Genomic DNA, 24,017 nt, shown 5'->3' with positions numbered 1-24,017 from the left:
GTGATGACAACCCCCGCGGAGGGTCGCGTGCGCTAGTAGCGCCCCCAGGTAAACCTGGATGACAGCGCATAATTCCACACCGCGCCGACCAACACGCCGATCATCGCCGACACCGCCCAGGCGTCGTTGCGGACGTCGTGCATGAACGCCGCGATCCCGACGTTGGCGATCGCGCCAACCGAACAGATCAGCGCGAACGATACCCAGCCATCGGCGAGCTGCCGCCACCCCTTCAGCCGCCGGTCGCGATAGGTCAGCGCGTTGTTGAGGAAGAAGTTCATCGTCAGCGCAGCCAGCGTCGCGCCGATCTGCCCGAGCAGGAACGACGTCCCGATCCCGAGGAACAGCGCGCTGAGCACCGCCATATGCACGCCGATGCCGAGCACGCCGATCGCCGAGAACATCGCGAACCGCACGGGCACGAACCGCCCGAACATCCGGTCGTACAGCGCGATCAGATATTCGAGCGCGACGACGTGATCGAGCTTGCTCTCCCCCTCGGTCCGGCAGCGGAAGGTATAGGGCAGCTCGGCGAACCGCAGCGGCTCGGGCGCGGCGGTCAGCAGGTCGAGCAGGATCTTGAACCCGATCGCCGAGAGTCTGGGCGCAAGCGCGCGCGCGACGTCGGTACGGATCGCGAAGAAGCCGCTCATCGGATCGCTCAGATCCGCCTTGAGCACGCGCCGCGACAGCCGCGTGGCCAGCGCGGACTTGGCGACGCGGTCGCGGTCCCAGTCGCCGGTTCCGCCGCCGCTGACGAAACGCGATCCGATCACCACGTCGTGATCACCCGTCTGCAACAGGTCGAGCATCTTTGGCAACAGCGTCTCGTCATGCTGCAGATCGCCGTCGATCACCGCGACGACGGGCGCGGCGGTCGCGCACAGCCCCTCGATACAGGCCGAGGACAGCCCGCGCCGGCCGATCCGCTGGATCACGCGGACGCGCATGTCGCTGCGCCCGAGCACGCGCGCCGCCTCCGCAGTGCCATCAGGGCTGTCGTCGTCGACGAAAATCGCCTCCCAGCGCCGCCCCGCCAGCGCCTGGTCGAGCTTGGCGATCAACGCGGCGACGTTCGCCTTTTCGTTGAACGTCGGGATGACGACCGCGATCTCGAGCGTGTCCGGCCCCGCGCCCCGCACTGCGTCCAGCTCGACCGGAGTCACCCGAGCGATGCGATCACCGCGTCGCCCATCGCGCGCGTCGTCAGCGTGCCGCCGAGGTCAGGGGTCCGCGCGCCGCCCAGGATCGCCGCAGCCACCGCCGCCTCGATCCGGTCGGCGGCGTCGGCCTTGTCGAGCGAATGCCGCAGCATCATCGCCGCGGACAGGATCGCGGCACAGGGGTTCGCCTTGCCCTGCCCGGCAATGTCGGGCGCGCTGCCGTGGATCGGTTCGTACAGACCGTGGCCCTGGCCATCGAGCGCGGCAGAGGGCAGCATGCCGATCGATCCCGCGCACATCGATGCCTGATCGGACAGGATGTCGCCGAACAGATTGCCGGTGACCACCACGTCGAACTGGCCAGGATCGCGCACCAGCTGCATCGCCGCGTTGTCGACATACATGTGGCTGAGCGCGACGTCGGGATAGTCCGCCGACACCTCGATTACGACGTCACGCCACAGTTGCGACGTCTCCAAGACATTGGCCTTGTCGACCGACAGCAGCTTGCTCTTGCGGGTACGGGCGGTCTCGAACCCGACGCGCGCGATCCGGGCGATCTCCGCCTCGTCGTAACGCATCTCGTCATGGCCTTCGCGCAGGCCCTCGGCCGTCGTCCGGATGCCCTTGGCGCCGAAATACACGTCGCCGGTCAGCTCGCGGACGATCACCATATCGATCGTGCGTGCGATCTCCGGCCGCAGCGACGACGCATCCTCCAGCCCCGCGAACAGCTTGGCCGGACGCAAATTGGCGAACAGCCCCAGCTCCTTGCGCAAGCCCAGGATCGCCTGTTCTGGTCGCAAATGCCGTTCGAGCCGATCGCAATCGGGGTCGCCGACCGCACCGAACAGCACGGCGTCCGCGCGCCGCGCGAGCGCCAGCGTCTCGGGCGGCAGCGGATGCCCCGCCGCCTTGTACGCCGCACCACCGACCAGCGCCTCGTCAAAGCTCAGATCGAGGTCGAGCCGGTCGAGCACGCGACGCGCCTCGGCAGTCACTTCGGGTCCGATGCCGTCACCGGCCAGTATCGCGATCAGGGGCATGTGCGTTCCTCCGCCGCCGCCCTTGCCGGGCCAGCCGCGCTCACGCAACCGCCCTTTTAAGCCGATCGACGAGGCGAGCCCGCGCTGCGAGCGGTTCGGCGCGGCGTTCGACCAGAACATCGCGCGTCAAAAAATGCTCGGTCAGCCGCAGCCCGTCGAAGATGTCCGGCCACCCCGCCTCGCCACCAGCGGTGAGAAACGCGGGCAGCGGCAACAGCTTGGCCTCATAGCCCTGCGCCGCACCGCGCGACACCGCCGCCCCGCTTCGCGGGCTGACGAATGCGAGGTCGTCGACCGCACCACTCGCGACGCACTGGTCGAGATCGAGACCGAATCCCAGTTCCGCGAGCAGCAGCAATTCGTACCGCACCAACGCCGCCGCCCAGCCGCGGGCCGACGGCGCCGCCTCGATCGCGCCGAGGACGCCGCTAAGCGCATCATGGATATGCGGATAGGGCTGCGCCTCCGGCAGCGCGACCGCGGCGAGCGCCGTCGCCCATTCGAGCGCGCCTGCCGCGAGTGGCTCGCCGTGCAGCGTCGCGCGGCTGTGGATCAGCTCGGCGGTCAGCGCGGCGAGCTGGTCCCCGGTCCGCGCGCGCCATTCGCCCTGGATCACGTTCGCCGCGAGCAGCACCGGCCGCATCGCGCGCGACCGCCCGCCGCGCACATAACCCGGCTGCACGCCGTCCTCCCGCGTCAACGCCCGCACGATCGCGCCATGCTCGCCATGCTGGCGAACGGCGACGACGATGGCGGACGCGCGGAGATGCATCGCCCGTTCTTACGCGCGCGTCATGACGAACGGGAGCCTCGAAAACCGTCGCTGATCCAGATCCGCCTGTCAGGCGCGCTCAGCGCCGGATCCCGCGCATCATGCCCGCGAGTCGCGGATGCGACAGCGCCCGCTTCGCCCAGCCCGCCGCGCCATCGAACGCCCCCAGCGCAGCCACCGTCGCGCGGTTTGCCAGCGTCGGCCGCAACAGCAGCAGATCGACGCACGCCGTCCCCGCCGTCGCGAACTGCCGCTTGTGCTGCCCCTCCCCCTCGGTGAAATCGAACCAGGCGAAGCGGTCGTCGAACAGCTGCCGCATCGCCTCCACCTGTAACACCGCACCCGGCGACAGCGCGTTCTCGGCGGGGTCATGCCCGACATGGTCATAGCGCAGCGTCCCGCCCTGCGCGGTACAGCAGAGATAGGCGATCGGCCTGCCCTCGACGAACAGCAACCAGGCCCGCACCCGGTCCGCCGCCGCGAGCGTCTCGAAACCCTGCAGCGCCGCTTCACCGTCGGGGAGCCCCGATCCCAGCAGCCGCTCCTGATAGGTCGTCGCCGACACCGCCCGCGCCAGCGGGTGAAACACCGCGATCTCGGCAGGGGTCCGATAGGCGCGGATGTCGAGCGTACCGCCCGACAGCGTCGCCAGCCGCTTCGTCTTGCGCTTCAGCCCCGACCGCGCGCTACCCGACAGCGTCGCAAGCCATGCCGCCTCGCCGATTCGCAGGTCGGCGTGATACCGGACATAACGCTGCCGGACGACGGTCAGCAGACCACGCGTCTCGAGCGCGTCCATCCGGTCTGCGGGCAACGAGGTGATCACATAGCCATCGGCCTGAGCCGGCAGCGCGGGCAGCATCGGCGTTTCGCCCGCCAGCACGTCATCCAACGACAGCGCGACGCGCACCAGCCGGCGCGGGATCGTCGCCAGCGTGTGCGCGCCGAGCTGGAACTTCAGGCGGACGCCGACCGCGGTCATCAGGCGCGTTCTTCGACCCAGTTCGACCAGAGCTGCTCGGCCTGGCGCAGGCCCCGCCGGATCGGATCGCGCGCCAGCGGCCGGTCGTGCCGGCCGAGGACCAGCGGCGGGCGATCGCGGAAATGCCGGGTCGGCAAATCCGTGCGCAGCTCCGCCAGCGTCGCGCACAGTGCCTCGAACCGGCGGACATGGACGGCGTTCGCGCGCGTGCCCTGCCGATTCGCCAACTCGAAACCATGGCTGACGATCGTCGCGGCGACATGCCCCCGGGCCGCGGCGTGCTCGAGCGCATCGCGGCTCTCGTTCGCGGACAGGGCGCAGAGTTGCAGCGTGCGCAACTGACCCGGCCGATCCTCGATGACGGTCACCGGGATCTCGATCAGGCCCTGCACGGCGACTGGCGCGATCTGACGCGGCGACAGCGAGATCCTGCTCGCATCGCACGCCGCCGCACCGTTATGGCTGCTGTCATAGGCGAAACCGAGCGCAGCGAGCGCGGCCAGCGTATCGTCGTTCGCGGCATAGCTGCCCGCGCGAAACGCGATCGGGTCGGGCGCACCCGCGTCGATCAGCAGTTCGGTGGCTTGCAGGATCAGCGCGTATTGTTCGGCCAGCGGATAGTCGGACAGGTCGAACTTCGCGTGATTCGCGCCGCGGTCCCGCGCGATCGCGGCGGTCCAGGCGGGATGGAGATGCAGCTGAACCTCCTGCCCCGCGTCGAGGATCGTCGAGACCATCCGCCGGACCGGCTCGATCCCGAAGGTCAGCGCGGGCATCGGGTCGACGAAGAAACAGGCCTTCAGCCCGTACCGCGCAAGCTTGTCGAGCTGATAGCTGATCCCGACCCCCGCGGGCTCGACCGACCGGTGGTAGATCGCATCGCTACAAAGCCCCTCGCGGTGGTGCCGCCAGGCAAATTCGGTGTCGATCGTCAGGAAAACTGCCGTGGTCACGTCACTGGCCTAGTGTCCCGTGGTGAAGATAAGGTTTCCGCCTACGAGACAGGCGTGACCCGACCTCCGCAATCTATCGGCCTCAGCCGAAGATTGATCAACATTATTAAACTGAATTATCTTGAATGGTAAAAGTCGTACACCTGCTGTGCGACCGCTGCGGACACGCCCGGCGCCTGCTGCAGATCCTGCAGGCTGGCATTTCGAACCGCGCGGCCGGTGCCGAAATGCATCAGCAGCGCCTTCTTGCGCGCGGGGCCGATGCCGGGGACCTCGTCGAGCGGACTCGCGCCGATCGCCTTGCTGCGCTTGTCGCGGTGGACGCCGATCGCGAAGCGGTGGACCTCGTCGCGCAGCCGCTGAAGGTAGAACAGCACCGGCGCGTTGACGGGCAGCTGGAATTCGCGGCCGTCGAGCATGTGGAATACTTCGCGCCCGTCACGGCCATGTTGCGGCCCCTTGGCGATCCCCACGAGGCACACGTCCTCGACACCGATCTCCTCGAGCGCGGCCTTCACCGTATTGAGCTGCCCCTTGCCGCCGTCAATCAACACCAGGTCGGGCCATTCGCCCGAGTCGCGGTCGGGATCCTCGGCCTGCGCGCGCGCGAACCGCCGGGTGAAGACCTCACGCATCATCCCGAAATCGTCGCCCGGGATGGTCTCCTTGTTCTTGATGTTGAACTTGCGATACTGGCCCTTGCGGAAGCCTTCGGGGCCGGCGACCACCATCGCGCCGGTCGCGGCAGTGCCCTGGATATGGCTGTTGTCGTAGATCTCGATCCGCTGCGGCGGCTCGGCCAAGTCGAACAGGTCGGCGACCTCGCGCAGCAGCTTGGCCTGAGTCGTCGACTCGGCCTGACGTCGCTCGATCGCCTCGACCGCGTTGCGCTTGGCCTGATCCATCAGGCGACGGCGATCGCCGCGCTGCGGCACCTGCACCGCAACCTTGTAACCCGCGCGCTCGCCCAGCGCCTCGACCAGCAGCGCGCCTTCGGGAAGCTCGCGGTCGAGCAGGATCTGCCGTGCGGGCGGCACGTCCTCGTAGAACTGGCCGAGGAAACTGGTCAGCACCTCGTCCTCGGGCACGTCGTTGGTGTGCTGCGGGAAGAAGCTGCGATGCCCCCAGTTCTGGCCGCCGCGGATGAAGAAGGCCTGGATGCCGATGAGGCCGTCCTTGCACGCCATCGCGAAGATGTCCGCGTCGCCCACGCCTTCCGCGTTGATCGCCTGCGTGCCCTGGATGAACGTCAGCGCCTTCAACCGGTCGCGCAGCAGCGCGGCGAGTTCGAAGTCCATGTTTTCGGCGGCAGCCTGCATCTGCGCGCCGAGCTTGGCCTGCACGCCGGTCGACTTGCCCGCGAGGAAGCTCTTCGCGTCCTCGACCAGCTCCTTGTACGCACCCTCGTCGATCCGGCCGACGCACGGCGCGGAGCAGCGCTTGATCTGGTAGAGCAGGCACGGCCGGTCGCGCGTCTTGAAGAAGCTGTCGGTGCAGCTGCGCAGCAGGAACAGCTTCTGGAGCGCGTTGAGCGTGTTGTTGACCGACCCTGCGCTGGCGAACGGGCCGTAGTAATTGCCCTTCGCGCGCCGGGCGCCGCGGTGCTTCTGGACACGCGGGAAGTCGTGATCGTCGCGCAGCAGGATGAAGGGGAAGCTCTTATCGTCGCGCAGCAGCACGTTGTACGCGGGGCGATAGCGCTTGATCAGCTGCGATTCGAGCAGCAGCGCCTCGGCCTCGTTGTTGGTCGTGACGATCGTCATCGACCGGGTCTGCGACACCATCCGCTGGAGGCGTTTCGTCAGCCGCTCGACCTGGACATAGTTGGCGACACGGTTCCTGAGCGCGCGCGCCTTGCCGACATAGAGCACGTCGCCGCGCGCATCCTGCATCCGGTAGACGCCGGGGCGGATCGGCAGCGTGTCGAGCACATTGCGGATCGCCGCGACGCCCGCCGCAAGATCGGGCGCCTCGCCGCCGCCGCGGACGGCGAAGGTGGATTTGTCTTCGTTGAAACGGTCGGGAGAATTGGGGGAGGACATCGTCGGGGAATCTAGGGAGTCGGAGGGGGTTATGCCAGCCGAGGACATTGATGTTCACGCGAAGGCGCGAAGGCGCGAAGAGAAGAAGGTTGGTTCACGCGGAGACGCGGAGACGCGGAGACGCGGGGGCGCGGAGCGCAGCCCGAGAAGCCCCTCCCCTGAAGGGGAGGGGAGAAAAGTGCACCGTGGATCAGGTGCAGTGGAAGCACTCACACACCTCCGCGCCTCCGCGTCTCCGCGTGAACCATTCCTTCTTCGCGCCATCGCGCCTTCGCGTGAACAGTCTTCTTCATGCCCTGCGGGCAACGGCAGACGATCAGGCTTGCGCAAACACCTTGGTCCCAACGATGCCGATGACAGTCAGCGCCATGAAGCACGCCTGCACGCCGCTGACCTTGTCGCCGAATAGGATCACGCCACCGATGATCACGCCGATCGCCCCCGCGCCGGTCCAGATCGCATACGCCGTCCCCGCCGGCAAACCGCGCATCGCGAGCGCGAGCAGGCCCATGTTGACGAAGCTCAGCACGATTGGAACCGAAGACGCCTGCCACGTGGCAACGGTCGCCGCCCATTTGAGGCTGAGCGCCCAGGTGATTTCGGTGATCACGGCGACGCCGAGGATGAGCCAGGACATAAGGGTATCTCCAACGGGCTCAGATTGGAGACGCAGCCGCCGGAAACCCGGGAAGAGACGGCCGCCTGTGAAAAACGAAAAAGGCGCCAAGCGCACGACCGTTCCCCCGTCGAAGCGGTGGTCCAGGGTTGCGGGCGCTGTGTCGTGAGAACCTGCCCCCCTCTTTCGCGGGGGAACAGACGATTAGTTCAGGCGGCCAAGCCCCGAGATCGACCGATCGACCATCGCGCGGTCGGCGGCGGCATCGTGATGCTCGGCGATCAGGATACCGGCTGCCTTGGCAGCGGCGTCGGCGGCCCGCGCACGGACCTCGGCGATCGCGGCCCGCTCGGCGGCGGCAATCTTGTCCTCGGCCATCTTGGCGCGACGCGTCATCAAATCCTCGGCACCCGCCTTGGCCTTGGCAATGATCGCCGCGGCTTCGGTGTGCGCATGCGCCTTCATCGCCTCGGCTTCGAGATGCGCGGTCTTGGCCTTGGCCTCATACTCCGCGCGGATCGCCTCGGCCTCTGCGCGCAGCGCCTTGGCCTCGTCGAGCTGCGTGCGGATCCCGGCGATCTTGGCGTCGAGCGACCGCCCGATCATGCCGGGGACCTTCTTCCACACCATCAGCGCCAGGACGATGATCATCGCGATCGCGACCCAGCCGGTCGAGTTGACGCCGAGCGCGGTCGGGTCGACGACATGCTCGACGGTCCCAGGCGCGACGGTGTGACCCTGCAACCCCTGATTGTCGATCGAGCCTTCGGGCGCCATGCCCTCGGCCGAGATCACCTTGGCCGGTGCGTCCGGGTTGGCGGCGGGGGTATTAGCCATGAGCCATCGTCCTGCGTACCGCGTCGCTCGCCGAGTCCAGGCTCACCTGAAGTCCGGCAACCTTGTCGGCCAGTTGCTGTGCCGCTTCGGCTGCGACATTCTGAAGATTGGCGAGGGCCTGCGCCTTCGCATTCGCCACGGCGAGATCGTGATGACCCAGACGCTCGGCGATGTCGGCGTCGGCCGCATGGACCTGCTGCTCGAAAGCCGTTGCCGCCCGCTTGGCTGCGGCCGCGGTCTCGGCCTGTGCCGCGACGCGGGCCGCATCCATTTCGGCCTGCCAGGTCGCCTGGACCGTATCGGCCTGCGCCCGTGCAGCGACTGCCGCTGCCAGATCGCCCGCGATTCGGCCTTCACGCGCGTCCACGGTCGACACGATCTTAGGCACCATCCCCTTGCCGATCCCGAAATACAGGATCCCGAAGGTGAGGAGCAGCCAGAAGATCTGTGAAGCGTAGGTGGCGGCTATCTGGGCAATCTGGGGCATGGCAGTCCTTCGTGATACGGCCGGACGGGATATCGCCCGGCCAGATCAGCGCATGTTAGGCGACGAACACCAGGATGATCATCGTGACGAATGCGAGCAGACCGAGAAGCTCGGCAGCCGCGAAGCCGATGAACAGACGGCCCTGCTGGCTGTCGGCAGCGCCCGGATTGCGCAGCGCGCCGGCGAGGAACTGGGCGAAGACGTTACCCACGCCGAGTGCGGCGAGGCCCATGCCGATCGCTGCGAGGCCGGCACCGATCATCTTTGCTGCGTTGACGTCCATGTTAAAACTCCCTTGGAAAATCAGTAGTGGTTCGAAAGAAAACTTAGTGAAGGTTGACCGCGTCGTTCAGATAGACCGACGTCAGCAGCGCGAACACATAGGCCTGGATCGCGGCGACCAGCAGCTCGAGCAGCGTGATGCCGATCATCAGCAGCATGCTCGGCGCGGTCACCAGACCGATATAGACGCCGCCCAGGTTGATGCCGTTGATCACGAACGCCGCGAGCACCTTGAGCAGGATATGCCCCGCGGTCATCGCCACGAACAGTCGCAGGCCGAGCGAGAACGGACGCACCAGGAACGACATCAGCTCGACGACGAAGATCAGCGGGATCATCAGCGCCGGCGTGCCGCTCGGCACGAACAGCGAGAAGAAGTGGAAGCCGTGCTTGCCGAAGCCGACGATCAGGACGATCGCAAAGCTGATCAGCGCCAGCACGCCGGTGACGGTCATGTGGCTGGTCACGGTGAACGGGTGAACGCCCGGCACGATACCGAACGGCATCAGGCCGATGATGTTCGCGAACAAGATGAACATGAACAGCGAGAAGACGTAGGGAATGAAGCGCTTGCCGCCGGGCCCGACATTCTGCTCGAGCATGCCCGAGATGAAGCCCGTAAAGCCCTCGACCGCGGCCTGCCAGCGACCGGGAACAAGCTCGCGCTTCATCCCGCCGATCATGAAGGCCCAAAGTGCGACCAAAGTCACCACCATCCACATCGCGGAATTGGTGAAGGACAGGTCGTAACCACCTACGATCCAATGCGAGCCGAACGCCGGCTCGATCAGGAACTGGTGCATCGGATCGATCTTGCCGCCCTGTTCTGCCGCCACGTGGAATCCCTGCCGTCTTGAAACGACAAACGCCCGGCTACTCCGGGCGTTCGCCTGAAATTCGAATGATTTGCCTGAACGCGACCGCGATTCCGAGGAACAGCAACACGATCAGACCCCAAGGCCCAGTGCCGACCCAATGGTCTATCAACCATCCGATCAGCGCACTGCCGACGAGACTCCCGATCAGGGCGGAGATGACCCGATTGCCCTGCGAGTAACCCCGCTCGGCATCCGGCCCTCCCTGCCCCTTTTTCAGCGTCTCCCGAGCCTTGACCTCCCTCAATCGCTCATCGAGCGCGGAAAGTCGCGGATCTTCAACACCGTAGTGGTCCTGTCCGGGTTCGATCTCCGCCACGACATGCTCTCCACCTGATACGACACCGGGGAGATATACGCAGCGACGAGCGATCCCGCCAAGGCGCGGTCCGTTTAGAAAAGGGGGGGGGCCAAGTCAACCGGTGTGACAGTATCGTCATCAATGTGGTGACTGCGGGGCGCGTTACGCCCTCTCCCATCCGTCATCCTGACGAAAGCCAGGATCCAGAGCCTCAGGCGGACCATGTGTGGCTCTGGATCCTGGGTCGAGCCCAGGATGACGGAGGGCATCAGAACAGCATGATCAGACGCAGCGCGAATCACGCTCCGGCGCGGCAGCGGTGCGCGTCTTCCACACACCACCCGGCGTCTTGTACTTTTCGCCCGGATTGGTCCCCGCGATCAGGTTGCAACCGCTGGTGAACGCCAGCTGCTCGACCGTCGCGCCGCTCGCCTGCGCCTTGGCGGTATAGGCCGACTTGCGCTGGATGTTGATGCTGTTGACCAGCGCGCGCAAATCGCCGCTCGCCGCGCCGACCAGCCCAAGATAGCCGTCGGGCTGCTCGCCGACCTCGCCGCCTGCGCGCGCCGCGGCATAGGCCGGGTCACGCTGCGCCGACGCGGCGACCGACAGGCCGCCAAGCACCGCCACCGCCGCTATCATCGTCAAAGCCTTGATCTTCATCTCAGAATATCCCCGGATTCTGCTGGATCAGCGATTTCGCCTCGCCATCGAGACGATAGACCACTTCCTGCGTCACATTGATGTTGAGGTTGATCTCGATCGGCTTGTCCGGCGCCGACACGTTGATGCAGCCCGGCAGGGCGGCGGCGGTCGTGACCAGAAAGACGATCGTCCTCATCCTGTGCAAGATCGGTCTTTGCTCCAGCTTGTTCAATCCTGTTTCGGTCATGGCACGATCCTGCTTTCGGCGGGCTGAATGGATGGGGCTGCGGGGACGGCAGGCCCGGGGGATGGCGGCGCGGACTGCTGCTGGATCAGCGCGGGCAGGTTGCGTTCGATCAGCCGCTTCGGATCATAGAAGCTCTGCGCCGAATCGAGCAGTCCGCGAAACGGCGCCTTGATCCGGATGTTGAACACGAAGGGCAGCTTCTGCAGCCGGCGGACGATGAAGTTCGACTTCGCCCCCTCGCCCTGGCTGATCCCGGCAAAGCGCACGTCGGTGACCATCTCGCCCGCGAGCGGCCCGTTCATGCCGACGCGGAGCGACTGATAGCGCAACGACTTGAGCGCCTGGAACGCGATGTTCGCCCAGATGCCGAGATCCTTCTGGCTGAGATCGCCGACATAGGCGAGCGTCCCGCCGCCCGGCCGGACGCGCAGGTCGCCGCCCTCGATCCGGCCGCCCGTCTCGTCGAAGATCATCGGCAGCACGCCGTCGAAGATCCCCGTCGCGTCGAGATTCTTGAAATCGAACTGCTGCAGGAACTGGTCCGCGGCCATGTTGGCGATGTGGAACGTCATCCTCCGCTCGCTCTGCGCGGAGAAATCGAGCAGCGTCGGGTCGAGCGTCAGCGATCCGCCCGCAAACGGCCACGCCCCGCCCTCGACCTGGACGCGCGCACCCGGCAGGGTCTGATAGCGGATCGTCCCATCGCTGACCGGAATGCCGGGGTTGAGCGTCCGGATCGTCGCGACCTGCCCCGGCGCGCTTTGCAGATTGAGCAGGTCGGTGAAGCGGATCTCGGTCGCGATCCCGGTCACCGGGCCGAACGCGGCGGCAAGGTCGGTGCCGGCGGTCCGAAACACCCCCGTGCTCGTCACGCCGTCGGGGGTCCACGCGATGTGCCCGTCGCCGCTGACCGATCCATTGACGTCGGCGATCACGCCGAACGTCAATGGCGTCAGCGCCTCGGGTTGCAGCGCGTCCTTGGCGAACACGATCCCCGGCACCAGCAGGTCAGCGCGGCCGATGCCCGTGCTCAGTGCGTGGACAAGCGTGACGTCGGCGACCTTGGTGCTGCTGACCGGTTCGAACAGCGTTCCGGCCGCAGTGATCGTGCCGCCGACCAGCGACAGCGTCACGCCGCGCGCCGCGACCGGCTTGAACCGCGCGGTGGCGGCGGCGTCGCTGACACCCATCGTGCCTTCGAGCGCCAGCGCACCGCCGATCAGCGTCCAGTCGCCCGCCGCCTTGTTCAACAGCAGCGGCACAGTGCCGATCTGCCCTGCCCCGCCGGTGAACGCGCCGGCGATTCCCTGCGCTGTCATCCGCCCGGTGATCGTCGCGAAGTCGAGCCGCGTGACCCGCTCGGGCGCGCCGATCCGGGTCTGCACGCCGTCGATCGCAAAGCCCCGGTCGGCCAGCCGCAGCGTCGCTCCGCTCGCGTTCAGCGTAAGCGGCGTCCGCCCCAGCCGCCCCGACAGCGCGGCCGCGGCGATCCGCGCACCGCCGCGCAGACGTCCGCGATCGGTCTGCACCAGCGCTCCGTCGATCGGGCACAGCGACAGCCGCGCAGGGTCGAGCACCAGCCCCGACACCGCCAGCCGCTGGACCGCGAGCGGCGTGCAGCCAGTGTTGACGACGAGCCGCGTCTTCCCGTCCCAGCGGGCATCGATCGGCATCGACAGGCCTTCGACCCGGTCCTTGCCGCCGCTGCCGATCGGACCGTCGAGTGTCACCCGCGTCGTGATCGCGGTCGCCCCGCCGGGCGTCGCGCTGAACCGCACCGGGGTCACCGCCAGCCGCGCGCCGTCCACGACATAAGGCGCGACCGTCGCGACGCCGCGGACGGGCCCGCCCGGCCGGGCCTGGGCGAGCGCGATGCGCGCCTGCGGCAACCCGCCACCCCGCGTCGCAAGTGTCGTATCGAGCGTGACGCCTCCGCCAGACGCACCGCGTCCAGGCCATGCGAACCGGAGCCCCTCCCCGCCATCAAGCGAGATCCTCGCGCCGCTCGCCGATGCCAGCGCGAGGCGTGACAGCACGGCCTCGCCGCGCCCGCCGCGCTGCTGAACGGCGATCACCGCATCCGCCGCGAAGCCCTTTGCGGCACGCGTCACGGCCTGCACCGCTGCGTCCATGAGGGGCGCGACCGGCGACCCGGCTGCCGATCCCTGCAACGCCTCCACCGCGGCAAGCCGGCCTGGGGCCACCGCGGCACCCGCTGCGCGAACGCGGCCCTCGAACGCGATAACCTCACCAAGACGGTATGATCCTGCGATCGACACGCGACGTGCGCGGCCCTCGGCCGTCCGCACGGTATCCGCTGCGATATCCGCCTTGCCCGAGGTTCCCGCAGCAGTGCCCGCGAAGTCGACGTCGCCCTTGGCCGCGGCGAACGTCGCTCCGGGCAGGACGGCCGGTCCGGTCGCCAGCGCGGCCCGCCCCTGCCAGCGATCGAGCGCCGCACCGAGCGTCAGGTCGAGCGTCGCGACGACGCTGTCCGCGCGCGAATCGCCGCACGCCAGCCGCCCCAGCCGCACCGGGCCCTTCAGGATCGGTTTCGCCTCGTCGATCCGCACGCGCACCGTCGCGGCAAGGCGGTCACCCGTACACCCGCCGACGTTCAGCCGGTCGCTGACCGCAGCGAGCGAACCCCTGAAACCGTTATCGAGCGTCCCCGTCCCGGAAAGTTTCAGCCCGACCAGCCCGTAAGGCGTCTCCAGCCGCATCCGTGCGTCATCGACGGTCGCGTCGAGCGCGGGCAGCGCGAACGGCTTGCCCGAGGGTGCGGGCAGAAGGCGGTCGATCGCCCCCAGCGACAACCGCCCGTCGACCAGCCGCCCACGCAGCCGCACCCGCCCCGCGCGCACCGCCTCCAGATACGGGCCCGACAGCCCGATCCCGGTCCGCGTCTCGACCCAGTCTGCGACCAGATCCGGATCTGCCGGATCGCCGAGCACGACATTGGTCAGCCTTTGCCCGCCAAGCGCCAGGTCGGCGATCTCGTAGCGCGCAGGCACCTCGGCCCGCGCGAGTTCGCGATCGATGAAGCCCGTAGCGATCTGCTTCCGGAGTACCCAGACTCCGATGAGCAGGGCGAGCAGGAGGAGCGCTACGACCAGCACGATTCGCTGAATCCGCGCGAGCCCGCCGCGACGGCGAGCCGGCGCGTGACGGCGAGGGTCGGGCCCTGTCTCGCTCGTCTCCGTCAACCGCTTACTCCGTCACGCTTTCCCGGCCTGCATAGGCGGTAGCGGGGGCGTCATGCAATTGCGGCTGGATGTGCTAGCATCCGGCCATGGCGGGGGCAGACGATATAGTCGACGAGCGCAAGGGGCACCGGGCGCGGCTGCGCAAGCGGCTGTTCGAGGGTGGCGGAGAGGCGCTGCTCGATCACGAGCTGATCGAATATCTCCTCGCCGTCGCGATTCCCCGTGCCGACACCAAGGCGCTCGCCAAGGCGCTGATGCGCGAATTCGGGGGCATTGGCGGGGTGCTGACCGCGGATCCGGCGGCGCTCGCGCGCGTCGATGGCATGGGCGAGATTTCGACCGCCGCGGTCAAGATCGCGCACGCCGCCGCGCTTCGCCTGTTGCAGGCACGCGTCGGCGAGCGGCCGGTGCTCGCCAACTGGCAGGCGCTGCTCGACTATCTGCGCGCGGACATGGCGCATCACGTCATCGAGCGGTTCCGCGTCCTGCATCTCAACACGTACGACGCCAACTGCTAAAATGTAGGTTGCTCTACGCTCGTCCTGGACGCAGATGCCTCGGGTTAACAGGATGGCCCGAAAATGACCGACACCCCTCGCCCCAAAGCGTACAGATATCACCGCTTTTCCACCCCCGAGCAGGATAGCGGCACCTCGTTAGATCGACAGCGTAAGGCCACCAAAGACCTCTGCAAGGTGAAAGAGTGGCAGGATGTCGAAGTAATCGAGGACAAGGGGTTGAGTGCGTGGAAAGGCGATCATCTCCGCGTCGGTGGTCTTGGTCGGTTCACCGACCGGGTAGCCGCTGGTGAGATCGACCCCGGCAGCATCCTCGTTATCGAAAACCTCGATCGCCTAAGCCGTGAGAAGCTTAGAAAGGCTCGACGCTGGATCGAAGACGTTAACGATGCCGGTATCACGGTTGCCGTCTGCAAACCCGAATTGCTTCTCGACGAAGCAGCCATGTCGGGCAGCAACATGGGAACTATGGTTCTGTACCTCATGGAGGCAGGCAGAGGGTCAGGCGAAAGCGACCGCAAAAGCGACCTGCTGTTGGCGGCGCAAGAAGAGCGCATGGCAAAAGCGCGCAACGGGATCGTCTATACCAATCGGATGCCTGCGTGGCTTATTGGCGAGCGCGACGGCAAATTCGAAGTCAACGAGGAACGCGCACAGGTAGTCCGAGACATCTATACGTGGTGTGCTGATGGTCTGGGCTTCCAGGCAATTGCCAAGCTGCTCAACGATACCGTGGAGCCCTGGACCAAACCGCACCGCAAAAGCCACGCCACTTGGAAGCCCGGTTACATTCGAGACATCCTGACAAAACCAGTCGTAGAAGGTGAATACCACCGCCGTACCGGGGACAGTCGCAAACTAACCGGCGAGGTTATCGACTATTATCCTAGGGTCGTGCCTACCGAGTTAGTAGCGAAAGCGCGTGCCGCCTTACGCGATCGATCGACCACCGGTCCAAACCACCACGAGGCGCGCAACCTGTTTTCCGGCCTCCTCAAGTGTGGGCATTGCGGGGATACGATGGTGCGCGTCGTCAGCCGTGCTGCTGGTAAGGAATACGAACACCTCAAATGCATCCGCTACAATAACGCTGGATCGCCGGTAGAAGGCGATCCTAATGAGAAAAACGCACGGCGGTGCATCAACGGCACGTACTACAGATACGATGCGTTTGAGCGTGCGGCCCTTAACCAGATTTTGCACCTTGCGCTCGACAACACCTATTTTACGCGCGCCGACCTAACTGCCCCGCTGGTTGTCGAGGTAGCGCAGCTTACCAAAGACCTGGAGGTAATGCAGGCCAAACAGCGCCGCTACATGACGTGGATCGAGGAAGACGACGAGGCAACCGAGGCCAAGGATATGTTGCGCGAAATGCGCCCTGCCCTTGCCGACGTGCGGCTCAAGCTCGACCAGGCCAAGTTGGGTTTGGAACGTGCCAGAGGCAACGTAACGCCTGAGGAACACCTGCGCCGAGTGGTCGAGGTCAAGGATGCAATCTACAGCGAGGACGACGAGACCCGGCAGTCAGCGCGTCGCAAGGTAGCCGAAGCCGTCCGCAGTGTGGTCAGCGTTGCGACGTTCCGCCGACAATATGTTGAGGGAAAGCGCACCCCAGTTCGTGAGGCGCAACTGGCGCTCGCTGGCGGCGCATTGGCCTACCGCTTCGACAATGATGGTAACATGATCGGGAGCCCGGTCAACTTTGGCAGTGCGATGGACCAGTTTGGTAGCACGAATACCGGAGCGGAGGACGTTATGCCCGCTATCCGCCGCCGCGCGCTTTCAAAGCTGTAAACATCGAGCAACCCCGCCTTCAATATAGGGTATCAACGGGCGTCTATGAGGGTCAGACAGGAAGAGTGCAGCCTGACACTGCACTCCTCATATATAACCCCTCTAGCCCGTTGCTGGGTAGCTACCGGGCTTCTTTGGCCCTCTGGCGCTGCACAAACAGTTGAAGTTCTAGTGGGTTATGTCCCCAAGCAATTCGGGCTGGTGGAATGTGGCACTGGCGCTGGTGCAGGAAACCGGCAAGTGCTGGGCGATTTGCGCGTAAGCTGGGCATTAGCAGCGTGGCAGCTTCACGCGCTCTGCACCGATGTGCAGAACGAACATCGTCTTCTTGCGCTCTACGTAGAAACGCTGACCAGCCACCTCGACAGTGAAAGCGTCATCCTCGTAGAGTTCTGAACTATCGCAAACGTCGAGAACAAAAGTAGCGATTGCGCGCTGGTCGATCTGTGTAAGCATTGTGGGCACTCTTTGTTGCCCACTCTATCAATAGCCTTTTAGACCACCTTCCTACACCAGACTTTGGCAACTCGTCGCATTCTGGAAAAGCCAGCCAGCGCACCAAAGATGTGTTGATCCTCGTTCTGAACGATGTCTTTTAACTCGTGTGGCAACAAGGAGTAAGCCACATGGAATGGAAAGATATGTTGGGTGCCGACGTAGTGGCGCAGCTTGAGGCAAACCACAGGGAGCAGGAGCCGGTAAAGGGCACTCAGGCAGAACGAGACTTCCCGCCTGTGTGCAAGATTTTCTTGCCCTGGACCTCAGGGACTTGGCTGTTGACCGAAATGGAGCCTGACGGGCTGGCGTTCGGCCTAGCTGACTTGGGCTACCCGGAAATGGGCTACATCAGCATGGACGAGATATGGGAGGTAGTCGGGCCGGGTGGTTTGCGGGTTGAGCGCGATATTCATTGGAAAGCGACCAAGCCCCTCAGCCAGTATGCAACAGAGGCCCGTCAGGCTGGTTACATCCGCGCATAAGTATTGGAGCCGCTATGCGGCACCGACCAACTTAGAAAAGGATGTGCTTATGCGTTATTGGCCAGCAGACAAGCCTATCAAGGGCTGAACGATGAAGCCCCAAGGGGCTCTACCATGTGGCGGAAATCGAAACCGCCCGCGTGGTAAATACATGCACAACGCTCTTGAACCTTGTCGTTGTGCTTCTCCTAGTTACCGGACCCGGCTGTAGTGCCTTACAGCCGGGTCCACCCTTGTCAGCTTACTGCGCGGCCTTCTCGGCGGCCTTTCGCTTGGCGATTGCCGCGTCCAGCAACTCGGCGTTTGCACCCTGCTCAATGTAGGCCGCACGAATGTCCTCAAAAGATGGCGGGCTCTTTGCGCGCCGCTTTGCCGCTACGCCAATGGTCAACGAGCTTGCCTCGCTGAACGTCCGCGTGCCCTTGGGCGCAGTAGCGCGTGATGCTGCCTTGCCTCCCCCGACGCTACCGCCGGCGCTGCTCTCCTCGATTGCAGCCTTGATCTCGTCATCCAGATCACCAGCCTGCACGGCAGCTTTTAAGCCACTGAGAAAGTCCTGAAACCGCTCTGCTGGCACGTAGCTGACCGGTTCACCCTGTAGCAGCACTGGGTTGCCGTTCAGCGTGGGCGCAAAGCTGATCGCCCGGTTGCTGCCCAGCTTCCACGAACGCGTGGGAGGCGTTTTGCCCTCCTTGTGCTGTTCAGCCGCCTTGTCGATTACCTTGACCAGCTTGGCGCGGCCCTTTGCGGGATCGTACACTGGTGCATCGAAGTGCGTTCCCAGCGTTTTGTCGATTAGTGCCTTCCAATCCATACGTACCTCCAAAGTTATGCCCGCGCTGTATGGCACTAGGAGTTACCAGGAAGTCAAGGAAAAGGCCCCCGCTAACGCAGGGGCCTGGGTAGTTGGGTTAGCGTATTATGCTGGCTTATCGGCCTTTTTGGTAGCGCGCGTCGCACGCAGCTTGGTCGTCCTGGCCTCCTTCTTTTCACTGAGGGTGGTCAACTGCGCGTCGTACTCACCGGCCTTGATCCGGTCTGCATAGTAGTCGAGCGCATCGTTGAAGTTGCCTGCCGGGATGGTCATTTCGCGCACCTCAACGTCGGTATCCTCGACCTTGACCTTTTCTAGCACCAAGGGCGTGTTTGATACTCGGATGGTGAATGACATGCGGCCACCGTCCACAGCCTTGAAATTCAGCTTGCCCTCTGCGCCATCACCAGCAGCCATCTGCTCCTTCATCTTTGCGATGTTCGCAAGTGCAACGTCCTTGGCGGTCCGTGCTGCGCTGGTCGTGCCAGCAGCAACAGCAGGAACGAGCAGCTTGGGGTCAAAACGTGCCATATTGTGTGACTCCGATCTTCGTAAGCAACAGCGCCTACTCCGATCGTATGCAGTCGAGACTTGGGCGTTCCTACCGATCTTTGGACTTGCAGAACAATCTTTCTGGAGAACCATGTACCACCAGTAAAACCATTAGGCTCGACCACCGCACGAACATACAGTGCAGGCAACACAAACGCGTAGAGAGCCAACGATGTCTGCGACCATCTACTATCTACCAACCCCGCCAGCGCCCGACGCTACACGGGACCAACTGCTACTGCATGGCAACGCGCTACTCGCTCAGGGGTGGACCGAAAGTGTGTTGACCAACTGGCTTGATCGCTTGGACGCCTGGGAGGCAAAAACCGCCTAAAGCGGTCTGCGTAAATACGTGTGACTTACAAACGAGGCGTCGCGTAATGCGTAAAATCCGAACGATTGCAGAGCTTGATCGGGAAGCCGCGCTAACCCGACTGCCAAAGCTATGCGCGCCATGCGGCGGGAGCGGCAACCACTTCCATATGCGAGACGGCAAGCCAACGTGGGAAACCTGCGCGAACTGCGAAGGCCGAGGTGTTGCGTGATTAAGGCTCACGCGGCGTTCGATGTGCAAACCACACTTGCGAAAATAACACGCCTCCGCGTCGATACGCGGCAGCTAAATCAGGACAAGGTTGTCTATCAGATCGGGTTCAAGTGGAGCCTTGCGCTGGACGAGGACCAGCTACGCACGCTCTGGAACGAGACAGAGCACGAAAGCCAGTTCCGTGAAGCCTTGGATCTCCTCAAACCTAGTTGCCTGACCTACAACCCCATGCAGGCCAGCCGGTGAGCGAACAGCTATACAAGGTTCACTTTGCATACGAGTATCAGGATCCCAACGCCCCTCACTCGTTCCATGGACCGCAATACAACCTCCTGGCCAACCACATCGCGTTTGTAAATCGGGGCTTGTTGGTTCGCCAATGGCTACATGCGAACGATCGCTACCATCATTTCATCAACATTTACGACAATGGGCCGGACGGCATCAGCGTCGTCCTGAGCAACAGGGACACGGCGCTTATGTTAAAGCTGGCTATGACATAACTCTCAGGGCAAGGGAGCTTGATTGTTGCCCGCAACGGCGGCCTTATCGGCCCATTTGCCCTGCGCCTCCGCTTTCTGCTTCGCCCATGCAGGCGAACCATGTTCGGGCTCCTTGGCCTTTTCCTTACAAGCTGTAAGCACGACGAGCGAGGCGATGACGAGATAACGCATAGATGGTCCTCCACAGATGGAGTTACCCTTTTTAGGACGGTTCAGCCGTCCCGCAAAGCAGATCGATCATTTTAGCAGAGCGAGCGCGATAATCGTCAGCGGTCCCACGATTAGGAACATCGCCAAGGATAGCACTGCGAGATAGGGATGCCCATTCTTCGTCAGCGTTTCCACCACCGACGTAACCGCCTGCCATTTCCACTTAACCATAACCAAACAACCTCAGCCAGCGACCGCGTAGCAGTCGACGTTGAAGGGCCTATTTCGGTTCGTTCGGTTCGTTCAGTGCGTATGGCTATGCGGATAGACGGAGGCCCGTTGCCACCAATATGCGGGCTTGGGCTCGGCGTTTCAAGCGCCCTCTTGCCACCCTTAAATACAGCACATGACCCAACGCCTCATTCTCACCATCGACCAAGCCCGCAGCATTCAACGCAACGAGACGGACTGGTCCTTTATGCTTATCCCCCAAATGGAAACTCCCGACAGTCTCGCTGACCCGACACGCATGGCGATCGCCCTGACGATGAAACAGCGAGGATGCCAGGACGACCAGATTGCCGAGCAGCTGGGCTGGAAACCCAAAGGCGGCGCGCTTCGTCAGCTAAACCGCATCTTCAAACAAATGCCCTGACGGGCTAGGCAAACGTAGCGCCGCTGGTAAGCTGAGCCATGCTTAACGATGACCAACTCGCGGCGCTTGATGACGCCTTCTTTTCATGGGGCAAAGAGCGGGAGGCGGAAGTAACTGACGAGGTCAAGTTCGCCCACTACACCAGCGCGCAAGTTGCAATGGATATACTGCGAGCCAAAGAGGACGATCGCTGCCTCTGGCTCCGCAATGCCATGTTGATGAATGATTTTAGCGAAATTGAGTATGGTCAGCAACTTCTCCGTCTGACACTTGGGACGCAGCAGAACCGCGATGCAATGGTGCAGGCGTGCGACGACATACACGCGGATATCAAGAGTGTTTTCAACCTGCTGGATCAAGAGGTCTATGCGATCAAGCGCAGCGCCTACTTGCTAAGTCTGGCACTTCACAAAGGCAAAGAGCTTCACCAAGGCAAGTTGAGCATGTGGCGCGCTTATGGAGGAGATGCAAATGTCTGTCTCCTACTCAACCCCCAAGCTTTTATGACGCCTCAGACCGCATACGATGTCATTATCGCGCCAGTTGACTATGGAGGACCGGAGAACTTCATTGCAGGTATCGGGGCCTTGATTAATGGCTTGCGGCGTAATCGTGATGTGCTGAGAACAATGGACCCGGAGTTGGTTAAGACAAACTTCAAACTGGCACTGGACGCAATGATCCTATCAACAAAGCATCCTGGCTTTGAGGAGGAAAACGAATGGCGTCTCATACACCGCGCACAATTGACACCCGTAGAGAACAGCCCTCCCAGTAAGATTGTCAACATCAACGGCATCGTACAGAAGGTGTTTTACCTTCCCATGAAGAATATACCAGAACAGGACGTTAGCAACGCAGACTTGAACTCCCTACTGCACAGAATCATTATCGGACCAACGCCCAATCCTGAGCTAGTATGGGAGGGTTTCGTAGAGCTATTGATACAGAGCGGCGTCGATAAACCTGCGGACAAGGTAGATATGTGCCGGATACCGCTGCGTCGGTAACTCGCGGTCGGCGAACCGCATGAGCTAGGAGCGCCGAACGAGGCTTTTAATCCACACCATGGCCGTGTCGATTGCCCAGTCAGTTTGCTGGGGGAGTAAGCTAGGAAGGGGATCGCTGCCTGGTCCGTGACCAAAGTGGTTACGAATTTGGCCGAACAAATCCATGAGTGCGTCTTTCTCCCAGACCTCGATAAATCGGACGCCGTCACGCTCGGTAACGAGGTTGTTAATGTAATTCGCCGCACCGCGCTCGTTACCCGTGTCCCACCCTTTCTCGCCACTAATGACTTTGATAACGCTTTCGAGGGCTTGCATTGCGGGGGTCACGGCATCGCGATCTCCTCGGTCGCGCTTGTCGATCGCCTCTTTGACGAGGTGGTCAGCATTTTTCCATTTGGGATTGGCAACCAATTCCCAAAACGGCTTTTCTACCCGATCGGTAACGACTTGATCTTGAACAAGTTGAATGAAGCCGTTGTGATATGACAGCGGGTATCCGCCCTGCTGAAAGCGCGCATTCAGCTCGTTGACGTGGTTATTGAATGCCGCTTCCGCTGCATCATACAATCTGCGTGTCCGGGCATGACGATCGCTATTTGTGAAGTCGAACGTCAATTTGTCCCATACTTCCTGACCGCCGACCATCATGACATTTAAGAACTTTGTAGCGAATAGTTGCTCTCCACGAACACGTAACGCGAGTTCGATCAAACTGATACGTTCCTTGATGAACCCATCCGCGTTATAATCGATGTTACAAGTTTCAGTCAGGTAGTTCGCTAACTGGCGTTCGATCAGGTATGCAATCGCTTCGTCACGTAGGGCCCCTGGCAAGCCTACCTTGCGAAACCAGTACTTGGGTGAAAGCTGCTCACGGCCCAGCTCTCTCGCCAGCCGGTCGTGCGCGGTTTGCAATCCTGTGACGGCAGGATCTTTTGCGCGTTCCTTGAATTCCGCTTCATTCCGCTTGTGAACGTCAAGCGTGACGAGCTGAGAGAGCTGGCCGAGTAGTCGAGCTTCCGTCGGCCCGTAGCGAGACCAAACTTGCACATCCTCATAGCGACGAAAGAAAGCATCAGTTAGCAAAGTATGCGCTCCGTACCTTCGAGTTTAATAACCTCATTGGCCCGGCAACTTCCTCAGATTAGTTGAACTGGTCAGCGCAGTTCCCGGCGATTTAGCGTTTGTCGGCTTCTCCGATACTTGGGCGGTGATCGCCTCATAAATGTGGCCGCCATGCGTTAAAAGCTTATCAGACTGCTCCACCACTGCGCTTGTTGCCGCGATACCCACACCCATGGCGATTATCGGCTTTTTAACGCGCTGAAACCAGCTGCGGGCCTCCGGCGTCTGAGCACCTTTCATACTGGTACTGCGAGCCAACTCGGCAGCCATAGCGCCGTACGATCGAGATATACCGTCGATGCCGAGCCACTTGTAGTTGTTAATCGCCCACTGAAGTTGGGTCAGTTGTCGTACGACAAACCCGCGCAGCACAGGGTCTGAAATTGCGTCCTGTGAACTATCAATCATTTCTTGAACGGTCTGAAGCCACTCAGCCAATGTAGCTTTCGGCACAAAACGGTTTGCAGTTGGCGGTAGCACGTCATCCAACAGTGTCAGAAGCCGAAAGGCATCTGTTTCCGCTCGCAAATTGCCGGTCGTTAGTTCACGCAGCCGATGGGTCTGAACGTAAAACGACAGCTGACCCGCTGCATCCAAGTATGTGTTTTTGGATGCATCGCGGAGGTGGCTGTCCGCGATTTCGGCTTTAAGAGTGTCTATGGATCGCGCGACGGAAGCGAGGGCAGAGTAAAACTCGCCAGAGGATCGTGGGATGTTCAGTAGCCTCGACCAAGCCTCGTCCATATGTTGGCTGGGAAGAGCGCCTAAGGCTTTGAAGATAGAAACCAATTCCGCCGCACGGGTCGAATGATCGACCTCCGCCGCGGGCTCCTCGTTATCTGCCATGCAATCCCCCTGGTGTGGTCGTTATCTTAGTAAACGTTTGGCGTAGCAATCCGCTCCGATAGCAAC

26 protein-coding genes and 1 pseudogene are annotated in these 24,017 nt (G+C 63.1%); 6 read left to right on the top strand and 21 right to left on the bottom strand.

The window, feature by feature from the left end; all coding sequences use genetic code 11:
- Nucleotides 1-32: 32 nt before the first annotated feature.
- From IFT54_RS05760 to IFT54_RS05690, 15 genes are all read right to left on the bottom strand, one after another.
- Complete coding sequence (locus IFT54_RS05760; protein ID WP_342354770.1) at nucleotides 33-1,166, bottom strand: glycosyltransferase family 2 protein; 1,134 nt, start codon at nucleotides 1,164-1,166, stop codon at nucleotides 33-35.
- A complete protein-coding gene (gene leuB / locus IFT54_RS05755; RefSeq protein ID WP_107932795.1) occupies nucleotides 1,163-2,209 on the bottom strand; it encodes a 3-isopropylmalate dehydrogenase in 1,047 nt (348 codons plus the stop codon). Before leuB ends, IFT54_RS05760 begins: the two co-directional genes overlap by 4 nt.
- Before the next feature lie 40 nt (nucleotides 2,210-2,249).
- Nucleotides 2,250-2,981, bottom strand: coding sequence for a DNA repair protein RecO (gene recO / locus IFT54_RS05750; protein ID WP_192069929.1), 732 nt, complete (start codon nucleotides 2,979-2,981; stop codon nucleotides 2,250-2,252).
- 79 nt (nucleotides 2,982-3,060) lie between these two features.
- Nucleotides 3,061-3,963 carry a GNAT family N-acetyltransferase gene (locus IFT54_RS05745; RefSeq protein ID WP_192069928.1) on the bottom strand — a complete coding sequence of 301 codons (903 nt, stop codon included), beginning with the start codon at nucleotides 3,961-3,963 and terminating at the stop codon, nucleotides 3,061-3,063.
- The gene (locus IFT54_RS05740) at nucleotides 3,963-4,916 is read right to left on the bottom strand and encodes a polysaccharide deacetylase family protein (RefSeq protein ID WP_192069927.1); all 954 of its coding nucleotides are present in this window, start codon (nucleotides 4,914-4,916) and stop codon (nucleotides 3,963-3,965) included. The genes IFT54_RS05745 and IFT54_RS05740 overlap by 1 nt, the downstream gene beginning before the upstream one ends.
- Before the next feature lie 116 nt (nucleotides 4,917-5,032).
- Nucleotides 5,033-6,958 carry an excinuclease ABC subunit UvrC gene (uvrC, locus tag IFT54_RS05735; RefSeq protein WP_192069926.1) on the bottom strand — a complete coding sequence of 642 codons (1,926 nt, stop codon included), beginning with the start codon at nucleotides 6,956-6,958 and terminating at the stop codon, nucleotides 5,033-5,035.
- Nucleotides 6,959-7,274: 316 nt separating this feature from the next.
- Nucleotides 7,275-7,595, bottom strand: a complete 321-nt coding sequence (locus IFT54_RS05730; RefSeq protein ID WP_031394303.1) for a DMT family transporter — start codon at nucleotides 7,593-7,595, stop codon at nucleotides 7,275-7,277.
- Nucleotides 7,596-7,778: 183 nt separating this feature from the next.
- Nucleotides 7,779-8,411, bottom strand: coding sequence for a F0F1 ATP synthase subunit B family protein (locus IFT54_RS05725; protein ID WP_037529993.1), 633 nt, complete (start codon nucleotides 8,409-8,411; stop codon nucleotides 7,779-7,781).
- Entirely contained in the window at nucleotides 8,404-8,898 is a 495-nt protein-coding gene (locus IFT54_RS05720) for a F0F1 ATP synthase subunit B family protein (protein WP_192069925.1), read from the bottom strand. The genes IFT54_RS05725 and IFT54_RS05720 overlap by 8 nt, the downstream gene beginning before the upstream one ends.
- A gap of 55 nt (nucleotides 8,899-8,953) precedes the next feature.
- On the bottom strand, nucleotides 8,954-9,181 hold the full coding sequence (locus tag IFT54_RS05715; protein ID WP_031394300.1) for a F0F1 ATP synthase subunit C: 228 nt from the start codon (nucleotides 9,179-9,181) through the stop codon (nucleotides 8,954-8,956).
- Between the two features lie 43 nt (nucleotides 9,182-9,224).
- Nucleotides 9,225-9,983, bottom strand: a complete 759-nt coding sequence (locus IFT54_RS05710) for a F0F1 ATP synthase subunit A (RefSeq protein ID WP_031394299.1) — start codon at nucleotides 9,981-9,983, stop codon at nucleotides 9,225-9,227.
- A gap of 70 nt (nucleotides 9,984-10,053) precedes the next feature.
- Nucleotides 10,054-10,374 carry an AtpZ/AtpI family protein gene (locus IFT54_RS05705; RefSeq protein WP_192069924.1) on the bottom strand — a complete coding sequence of 107 codons (321 nt, stop codon included), beginning with the start codon at nucleotides 10,372-10,374 and terminating at the stop codon, nucleotides 10,054-10,056.
- Between the two features lie 264 nt (nucleotides 10,375-10,638).
- The gene (locus IFT54_RS05700; RefSeq protein ID WP_031439562.1) at nucleotides 10,639-11,019 is read right to left on the bottom strand and encodes a YdbL family protein; all 381 of its coding nucleotides are present in this window, start codon (nucleotides 11,017-11,019) and stop codon (nucleotides 10,639-10,641) included.
- A 1-nt stretch (nucleotide 11,020) separates the two neighbouring features.
- Entirely contained in the window at nucleotides 11,021-11,197 is a 177-nt protein-coding gene (locus tag IFT54_RS05695; RefSeq protein WP_081874129.1) for a YnbE family lipoprotein, read from the bottom strand.
- Between the two features lie 47 nt (nucleotides 11,198-11,244).
- On the bottom strand, nucleotides 11,245-14,367 hold the full coding sequence (locus IFT54_RS05690; protein WP_342354769.1) for a YdbH domain-containing protein: 3,123 nt from the start codon (nucleotides 14,365-14,367) through the stop codon (nucleotides 11,245-11,247).
- 173 nt (nucleotides 14,368-14,540) lie between these two features.
- On the opposite strand from IFT54_RS05690, the pseudogene IFT54_RS05685 reads away from it, so the two are divergent.
- Both IFT54_RS05685 and IFT54_RS05680 read left to right on the top strand, forming a co-directional pair.
- Nucleotides 14,541-14,954 (top strand): annotated as a pseudogene (locus IFT54_RS05685) (UPF0758 domain-containing protein); the annotation flags it as partial.
- An 81-nt stretch (nucleotides 14,955-15,035) separates the two neighbouring features.
- On the top strand, nucleotides 15,036-16,769 hold the full coding sequence (locus IFT54_RS05680; protein ID WP_192069922.1) for a recombinase family protein: 1,734 nt from the start codon (nucleotides 15,036-15,038) through the stop codon (nucleotides 16,767-16,769).
- 270 nt (nucleotides 16,770-17,039) lie between these two features.
- Here the strand turns inward: IFT54_RS05680 and IFT54_RS05675 are convergent, their stop codons facing one another.
- On the bottom strand, nucleotides 17,040-17,225 hold the full coding sequence (locus IFT54_RS05675) for a hypothetical protein (protein ID WP_192069921.1): 186 nt from the start codon (nucleotides 17,223-17,225) through the stop codon (nucleotides 17,040-17,042).
- A 170-nt stretch (nucleotides 17,226-17,395) separates the two neighbouring features.
- On the opposite strand from IFT54_RS05675, the gene IFT54_RS05670 reads away from it, so the two are divergent.
- Entirely contained in the window at nucleotides 17,396-17,749 is a 354-nt protein-coding gene (locus IFT54_RS05670) for a DUF2958 domain-containing protein (RefSeq protein WP_192069920.1), read from the top strand.
- Nucleotides 17,750-17,990: 241 nt separating this feature from the next.
- Here IFT54_RS05670 and IFT54_RS05665 read toward each other — a convergent pair whose 3' ends face one another.
- Entirely contained in the window at nucleotides 17,991-18,563 is a 573-nt protein-coding gene (locus tag IFT54_RS05665; RefSeq protein WP_192069919.1) for a hypothetical protein, read from the bottom strand.
- Nucleotides 18,564-18,668: 105 nt separating this feature from the next.
- Entirely contained in the window at nucleotides 18,669-19,094 is a 426-nt protein-coding gene (locus IFT54_RS05660; protein WP_192069918.1) for a hypothetical protein, read from the bottom strand.
- A 562-nt stretch (nucleotides 19,095-19,656) separates the two neighbouring features.
- Here IFT54_RS05660 and IFT54_RS05655 point away from each other — a divergent pair.
- Nucleotides 19,657-19,908 (top strand): hypothetical protein, encoded by a 252-nt coding sequence (locus IFT54_RS05655; RefSeq protein WP_192069917.1) that lies wholly within the window; start codon nucleotides 19,657-19,659, stop codon nucleotides 19,906-19,908.
- Nucleotides 19,909-20,168: 260 nt separating this feature from the next.
- On the opposite strand, the gene IFT54_RS05650 is transcribed toward IFT54_RS05655, so the two are convergent.
- Entirely contained in the window at nucleotides 20,169-20,336 is a 168-nt protein-coding gene (locus IFT54_RS05650; RefSeq protein WP_192069916.1) for a hypothetical protein, read from the bottom strand.
- Nucleotides 20,337-20,721: 385 nt separating this feature from the next.
- On the opposite strand from IFT54_RS05650, the gene IFT54_RS05645 reads away from it, so the two are divergent.
- The gene (locus IFT54_RS05645; RefSeq protein ID WP_192069915.1) at nucleotides 20,722-20,970 is read left to right on the top strand and encodes a hypothetical protein; all 249 of its coding nucleotides are present in this window, start codon (nucleotides 20,722-20,724) and stop codon (nucleotides 20,968-20,970) included.
- A 38-nt stretch (nucleotides 20,971-21,008) separates the two neighbouring features.
- On the top strand, nucleotides 21,009-21,980 hold the full coding sequence (locus tag IFT54_RS05640; protein ID WP_192069914.1) for a DUF2971 domain-containing protein: 972 nt from the start codon (nucleotides 21,009-21,011) through the stop codon (nucleotides 21,978-21,980).
- A 24-nt stretch (nucleotides 21,981-22,004) separates the two neighbouring features.
- On the opposite strand, the gene IFT54_RS05635 is transcribed toward IFT54_RS05640, so the two are convergent.
- Both IFT54_RS05635 and IFT54_RS05630 read right to left on the bottom strand, forming a co-directional pair.
- Nucleotides 22,005-23,066, bottom strand: coding sequence for an AbiJ-NTD4 domain-containing protein (locus IFT54_RS05635; RefSeq protein ID WP_192069913.1), 1,062 nt, complete (start codon nucleotides 23,064-23,066; stop codon nucleotides 22,005-22,007).
- Nucleotides 23,067-23,099: 33 nt separating this feature from the next.
- Nucleotides 23,100-23,951, bottom strand: coding sequence for a hypothetical protein (locus IFT54_RS05630; protein WP_192069912.1), 852 nt, complete (start codon nucleotides 23,949-23,951; stop codon nucleotides 23,100-23,102).
- Nucleotides 23,952-24,017: the final 66 nt, after the last annotated feature.

Source organism: Sphingomonas sp. CFBP 13714 (assembly GCF_014842205.1).
GTDB lineage: Bacteria > Pseudomonadota > Alphaproteobacteria > Sphingomonadales > Sphingomonadaceae > Sphingomonas > Sphingomonas aerolata.
This window is presented reverse-complemented; position numbering and strand designations above follow the sequence as displayed.